Origin of the sequence: Mycobacterium sp., from assembly GCF_036488105.1 — a bacterium.
Classification (GTDB): Bacteria; Actinomycetota; Actinomycetes; order Mycobacteriales; family Mycobacteriaceae; genus Mycobacterium.
Map to the genome: position 1 here is coordinate 26,181 of NZ_DASXHW010000307.1, position 6,389 is coordinate 32,569.

General features: G+C 63.4%; 6 protein-coding genes and 1 pseudogene. 1 reads left to right on the forward strand and 6 read right to left on the reverse strand.

Annotation, left to right across the window (positions count from 1 at the left end):
* Positions 1-8: 8 nt before the first annotated feature.
* Complete coding sequence (locus VGH54_RS16325) at positions 9-1,226, reverse strand: PP2C family protein-serine/threonine phosphatase (RefSeq protein ID WP_331513104.1); 1,218 nt, start codon at positions 1,224-1,226, stop codon at positions 9-11.
* Positions 1,223-2,023 carry an alpha/beta hydrolase gene (locus tag VGH54_RS16330; protein WP_331513105.1) on the reverse strand — a complete coding sequence of 267 codons (801 nt, stop codon included), beginning with the start codon at positions 2,021-2,023 and terminating at the stop codon, positions 1,223-1,225. The genes VGH54_RS16325 and VGH54_RS16330 overlap by 4 nt, the downstream gene beginning before the upstream one ends.
* A gap of 42 nt (positions 2,024-2,065) precedes the next feature.
* Here VGH54_RS16330 and VGH54_RS16335 point away from each other — a divergent pair, with 42 nt between their 5' ends.
* Positions 2,066-2,443 carry an NYN domain-containing protein gene (locus VGH54_RS16335; protein ID WP_331513106.1) on the forward strand — a complete coding sequence of 126 codons (378 nt, stop codon included), beginning with the start codon at positions 2,066-2,068 and terminating at the stop codon, positions 2,441-2,443.
* A 15-nt stretch (positions 2,444-2,458) separates the two neighbouring features.
* On the opposite strand, the gene VGH54_RS16340 is transcribed toward VGH54_RS16335, so the two are convergent.
* From VGH54_RS16340 to VGH54_RS16355, 4 genes and pseudogenes are all read right to left on the reverse strand, one after another.
* Positions 2,459-3,007, reverse strand: coding sequence for a thioredoxin family protein (locus VGH54_RS16340; RefSeq protein WP_331513107.1), 549 nt, complete (start codon positions 3,005-3,007; stop codon positions 2,459-2,461).
* Between the two features lie 282 nt (positions 3,008-3,289).
* Positions 3,290-5,497, reverse strand: a complete 2,208-nt coding sequence (katG, locus tag VGH54_RS16345; RefSeq protein WP_331513108.1) for a catalase/peroxidase HPI — start codon at positions 5,495-5,497, stop codon at positions 3,290-3,292.
* 36 nt (positions 5,498-5,533) lie between these two features.
* A complete protein-coding gene (locus VGH54_RS16350; protein ID WP_331513109.1) occupies positions 5,534-5,989 on the reverse strand; it encodes a Fur family transcriptional regulator in 456 nt (151 codons plus the stop codon).
* Positions 5,990-6,043: 54 nt separating this feature from the next.
* Positions 6,044-6,389: pseudogene (locus VGH54_RS16355) on the reverse strand (hypothetical protein); the annotation flags it as partial.

The window sequence follows — 6,389 nt, forward strand, 5'->3', positions numbered from 1 at the left end:
GCGAAACCTCACTCGGGGGACCTCGGTGGGCCTGGCCGTATCGTCGGAGGAACGCCCAGCGCCAACACGGCAACATCATCTTCCACACCAGAGCCGAAGCTGTCCAGTAGTGACTGGATCGCTCCAACAATCGCGGACGCGGTAGTCGGCGCTTGTGCAGCAGCGAATTCCAGCAATGCTCCGTAGAAGTCGTAGCGCTCGGCGCCGTCGCCTATTCGCGCCTCGGTCAACCCATCCGTGTAGAAAACCAGCGTGTCGCCGGGTTTAAGCCGGATTCGGGCCGCAGTGAACTTCGGCTCCACGGGGATGCCCACGGGTTGGCCACCGATTGTGTCCACGTAACGTGCGCCGCCGTCGGCGCCGAGCACTAGTGGGGGGAGATGCCCCGCGCTGGCGAGCTCGATGTCGAACTCGCCGTCGTGTGGAGTGAGAATTCCGAAAATGACTGTGGCAAATTGGTTTACGGTATCGCGAAACTCCTGGCTCAGCACAGTGTGTAGGTTCGTCAACACCGCCACAGGGTTAGCGTCGAAGACCGCCGCTGCCCTCAAGGTGTAGCGGGTTAATGAGGTCACCGCGGCGGCGCCGGCGCCTTTGCCACTCACATCACCGATGAAGAATGCCCACTTGTCATGCGTGAGCGGGAACAAGTCGTAGAAATCTCCACCGACATCGTCCGCGGAGGCGGGGTGGTAGTGCGCAGATGCATCCAAGCCTTCGGGGGGTGAAAGCAAGGGCGGCAACAACGACCGTTGCAGAGTCCGCGCGAACACCTGGACCCGCGCGCGTTCCCGTTCTACCCGCTGTCGCTCGTCGAGGAGTTCTCGCTCGTAGGAACGCCGATCGCCTGCGTCGTGAATCGCGATACGCAGCAGAAGTGGTCGGCCGTTGACATCAGATTTGATGTTGGCAGTGAGGAACGCGGGAAGTCGTGCGCCCGCTGCGGTCACCAGATCGACGGTAATGCCCGTCAGCTCACCGTGTAATTGCAACAGGGGCGCAAAATGAGTTTCGTAGTGTATTCGGCTACCTACGGCCAACAAGTCAGTGAAAGGCTTGTCGATCAACGTGTTTCGCTCGTGGCCGAGCCACGCCAAAAGCGTGGCGTTCACGCTGATGATGCTCCGATCAGGCCTAGCGACGACGTAGCCGCAAGGCGCGTTCTCGTACAGGTCCTCGGTATTGAGAGTCTCGGCAGGCGACGGGCACTCCGGCTCCGGTGTCACGTCGCCCCGGCGAACGCAGCGATAGCATGGGCGGTGATGTCCGGAGCGCTGAGCTGGGGGCAATGGCCAATGGCGTCGAGCGTGACCAGCTCACTGCCGTCGATTCGTTGCTGGACGTAAGCACCAACCTCGCGCGGCGCCAAAGTATCGTGTGCGCATTCAATCACCAGAGTGGGAATCGACACGCGTGCAAGATCATCGCGATTGTCGGACAGGAAAGTGGTGCGTGCGAACACCCGCGCGCATGCCGGATCGGTGCGACAGAAGCTATCGGTGAGCTCGTCGGAAAGTTCAGGTTGATCCGGCGCTCCCATAATCACCGGCGCCATCGCTCGCGACCACCCAAGGTAGTTGCTCTCGAGTGAGTCCAACAATTCATCGATGTCGGCGCGAGTGAAGCCACCGCGATAGTCACCTTTGTCGATGTAGCACGGTGAGGGAGTAAGCAGGACCAACCTGGCGAAGGGGCTCGGGTCGGTCGCGACTGCAAGCACTCCCATCATGGCAGCCACCGAGTGGCCCACATATGTCACGTCGCGCAGATCCAACTCACGAACGATGCCGAGGATATCGTCGGCATATCCCTGCAGCGTCTCGTACCGCTTGGGGTCCCATGCCGCGGGGTCCGATGCACCGCAGCCGACGTGATCGAACAGGACCAACCGGAAGCTCTTTGCAAGTCGGGCTTCAACCAGTCGCCACAGATTCTGATCACACCCGAAGCCATGAGCGAGCATGATCGTCGGACCATCTTCGGCTCCGGCAATCCTCACGTTGTTCCGCGCCTGCAAGTCCACGCATTCATACTGCCACCGCACCACATGAGTACCGTCGGCTGTGTGCGGTGGATCGTCGACGCGATGAACGTCATTGGAACACGACCGGATGGCTGGTGGAAAGACCGTCAGCGAGCACGAGTTCGGCTTGTCGAACACCTTGAGCGCTGGGCCGCGCCGGAAAGCCGTCAGGTCGTCGTGGTTTTCGAAGGTCCGACGTCGTCGCCGATTCACTCCTCCGTTATCCGGATACACCACGCGCCCAGAGCGACTGCGAATTCGGCGGATGACGAGATCATCCGGATCGTTTGCGCCGACGATAACCCTGAGCAGATCAACGTCGTGACGTCGGACGCCACGCTGGCCGACCGGGTCCGAACCGCCGGCGCGGGCGTCTGTCCTGCGGCACGGTTCCGCGACCTGATCGACCCGCTTACCTAGTCGGGTCAGCCGGGATCAACGCCACTTGATGCCGCAGCCGATCGAGGGTCGTTGGTCGGCGTCGACCGGTCGCCCGGCGAGCACAGCGTCGACTGCCGCGCGGACGTCTGCAGCCGTGACCGGCAGATCGTTGCCCGGGCGGGAGTTGTCGAGTTGACCGCGATAGACGAGTCGACGCTCGCCGTCGAAGACGAAGGTGTCGGGCGTGCAGGCCGCGGAGAAGGCGCGAGCGATGTCCTGGGTCTCGTCATAGAGGTACGGAAACGTCCAGCCATAGTCGCGGGCTGCGACGGCCATCTGGTCGGGTCCGTCCTGCGGGTAGGTGACCACGTCATTGCTGGAGATGGCGACCATCGCGACGCCTTGGTCGGCGAGGTCACGGCCGAGCGCGGCCAGCCCGGCGGCGACGTGTTTGACGTACGGGCAGTGATTGCAAATGAAGGTGACGACGATTGCGGGACCCGCAAGATCGTCGAGACTGACTGTTCTGCCGGTCGCCGGCTCGGGCAGCGAAAAGCGCGGTGCGGGAGTGCCGAGCACGATCATGGTGGACTCGATAGCCATATCCGCCAGAATAGCTTTGGGTGTGCCGATCCGTATTGACGAGGAGACTGCCTCATGATCAGCGAGCGACGGTCTGACGAAGCGGCTATCCGCGAACTGCTCGAACGTCAGGTCGCGGGCTGGGGTGGTTACTTGCGGCCTCGCAGAACACCACGCATCGCCGGCTCGCCGAAAAGCTGTTCGGCAAGCTCGCTTCGCGACAAATGCGCCGCGATGCGAGTTGACGCACTGCGCCCCGCGAGCGGGTGTTCGCGGGGCGCAGTCTCTGTCAACGCTCAGCCGTTACTTGAGGTCGAACCGGTCGCTGTTCATCACCTTGACCCACGCGGCGACGAAGTCCTGCACAAACTTCCCCTTCGCGTCGTCCTGCGCGTACACCTCGGCCAAGGCACGCAGCACCGAGTTCGACCCGAACACAAGGTCGTTCGCGGTCGCGGTCCACTTCAGCGCACCCGAGGCCCGGTCGTGGCCCTCGTAGACGTTCTCCGCGGTCTCCGATGCCTTCCACTCGGTGTTCATGTCGAGCAGGTTGACGAAGAAGTCGTTGGTCAACACGCCCGTCCTGTCGGTGAACACGCCGTGCTTGCTGCCGCCGTGGTTGGCGCCCAGAGCACGGAGGCCGCCGACGAGCACGGTCAGCTCCGGAGCCGTCACACCGAGTAGGTAGGCCCGCTCGACAAGCAGTTGCTCTAACGGCGCCTTCTCACCCGCCCGCGCGTAGTTGCGGAAGCCGTCGGCCCGCGGTTCGAGAACCGCGAACGACTCCACATCGGTGTTCTCCTGCGAGGCGTCGGTACGACCGGGCGCGAAATGCACCTCGATCTCATACCCGGCGTCCTTGGCCGCCTTCTCGACTGCCGCCGAGCCGGCCAACACGATCAGGTCGGCCAACGAGATCTTCCTGCCGCCGGAGGCAGATTCGTTGAAGTCGTGCTGGATCTTCTCCAACGCCGCCAACGCCTTTTCCAACTCCGAAGGCTCGTTGACCTCCCAATGCTTTTGCGGCTCAAGGCGAAGCCGCCCACCGTTGGCGCCGCCGCGCTTGTCGGTGTTGCGGTAGCTGCCTGCCGCGGACCAGGCGGTCTTGACCAACTGCGGAACGGACAGGCCGGACTCGAGCACCTTCTTCTTCAGGGCAGCGACGTCCTTGTCGTCGACCAGCTCATGGTCGACCTCCGGTACCGGGTCCTGCCAGAGCTGCGGCTCGGCAATCCACGGTCCGAGGTAACGGGACAGCGGTCCCATGTCGCGGTGCAGCAGCTTGTACCACGCTTTGGCGAAGGCCTCGGACAGCTCCTCAGGGTGATCCAGCCAGCGCTTGGTGATCTCGCGGTAGATCGGGTCCTCCCGCAGCGAGATGTCGGTGACCAGCATCGTCGGGGCGCGGCCCGGCCCGCCGAACGGATCGGGGATCGTGCCCGCACCCGCGCCGTCCTTGGCGGTGAACTGCCATGCTCCGGCCGGGCTTTTGGTCAGCTCCCACTCGTAGCCGTACAGGTTCTCCAGATAGCCGTTGCCCCACTTGGTCGGTGTCGTGGTCCAGACCACCTCCAGTCCGCTGGTGATGGTGTCCTCGCCCTTCCCACTGCCGTAAGCGCTCTTCCAGCCCAACCCCTGCTGTTCGATCGGGGCGCCTTCGGGCTCGGGGCCGACCAGATCAGCGTCGCCCGCGCCGTGCGTCTTGCCAAAGCTGTGCCCACCGACGATCAGTGCGGCGGTCTCCTCGTCGTTCATCGCCATCCGGCCGAACGTCTCGCGGATATCCACCGCGGCTGCCACCGGGTCCGGTTTACCTTCGGGCCCTTCGGGATTGACGTAGATCAGACCCATCGTGGTCGCGCCGTACGGCTCAGCGAGGTCACGCTTACCGGAGTAGCGCTTGTCGGTGCCCAACCATTCGCCCTCCTCACCGAAGAGGATCTCCTCGGGCTCCCAGACGTCTTCGCGACCGAAGCCGAACCCAAAAGTCTTGAACCCCATCGATTCCAGGGCTACGTTGCCGGCGAGTACCAGCAGGTCTGCCCACGAAAGCTTGCTGCCGTACTTCTTCTTGACCGGCCACAGCAGCCGGCGCGCCTTGTCCAGGCTGGCGTTGTCCGGCCAGCTGTTCAGCGGGGCGAACCGCTGCATGCCCTGACCAGCGCCGCCGCGGCCGTCATAGATCCGGTACGTGCCTGCGGCGTGCCAACTCATCCGGATGAAAAATCCGCCGTAATGGCCGTAGTCGGCGGGCCACCAGTCCTGGGAGGTGGTCAACACCGATACCAGGTCTGCCTTGAGCGCGTCGACGTCGAGCTTGGCGAACTCTTCGGCGTAATCGAAGTCCTCACCGAGCGGATTGGCCTCTGCCACTTGAGGATGCAGCCTCGACACGTCGACCTGATTGGGCCACCAGTCCTGGTTTCTCAAGGGAGCGTCCGACTTCGGTTCGGGCGCGTCGATTACTGGGTTTTCGCTTTCGCTGCCCTTGTGGGCTGTATCGGATGACACTGCATTCCTTTCAGGGGTGGGTGAAACGGGCTGTGATCACGGTTGTGACCGAGACGTTGCGGTCGAACAGTTGGGGCACAGGCCCCAGTAGATGACTTCGGCCTCGTCGAGGACGAAGCCGTCCAGCACGTTGTCGTCATCGGACGGCGTCAGGCACGGCGCGTCACCGACAGCGCAATCGACGTCGGCGATGACGCCGCACGATCGACAAACGATGTGATGGTGGTTGTCGCCGACACGCGACTCATAGCGGGCAACCATCCCCAATGGCTGGATCCGACGAACGAGCCCGACAGCGGTCAGAGCGTTGAGAACGTCGTACACGGCCTGTCGGGAGACATCGGGAAGTCCGCTGCGGACCGCGGTCAGAATGGTCTCGGTGTCAGCGTGCGGATTGCCATGCACCGCTTCCAGCACGGCGACCCTGGGGCGGGTCACACGAAGATCGGCCATACGCAGCTGCGCCGAGTAATCCGTCGGCGTTGACGACACGACCCCAATATGCCGCTCTTATCTGGAGTCGGTCAAGACCTAATTTGGAATTGGTCAAGAATTAATCGAGCTGCTTACGGCCATGATTGCGGCGTTCGCGGCCTGGTTGGCCGCCAGGGTCGATCCTTTGGCGAGTCGGGCCAGACGGGGGAGCGCCTTGCGGTGCCTGAGCAGATAGCGCGCGACGGCTGCACGGTTCGCGGTGCCATCAGAGTGGGTGAGGCCGGCGACCTCGGCGTCGACGCTGCCGTCGCCGGCGCGGTCGCTGATGGCCCGAACCACCGACCAGGCGACACCGCGCTGGTCACACACCTTTGCGATCGCAGCCGTCTCCATGTCCAGCGACACCACGCCACGCGATTTCAGATCGGCATGCATCGCCCGATCCGTTAGCAACTCG

Coding starts and splice junctions, on each gene's coding strand:
- VGH54_RS16340 (WP_331513107.1), bottom strand. CDS start 3,007: ATGGCTATCGAGTCCACCATGATCGTGCTCGGCACTCCCGCACCGCGC.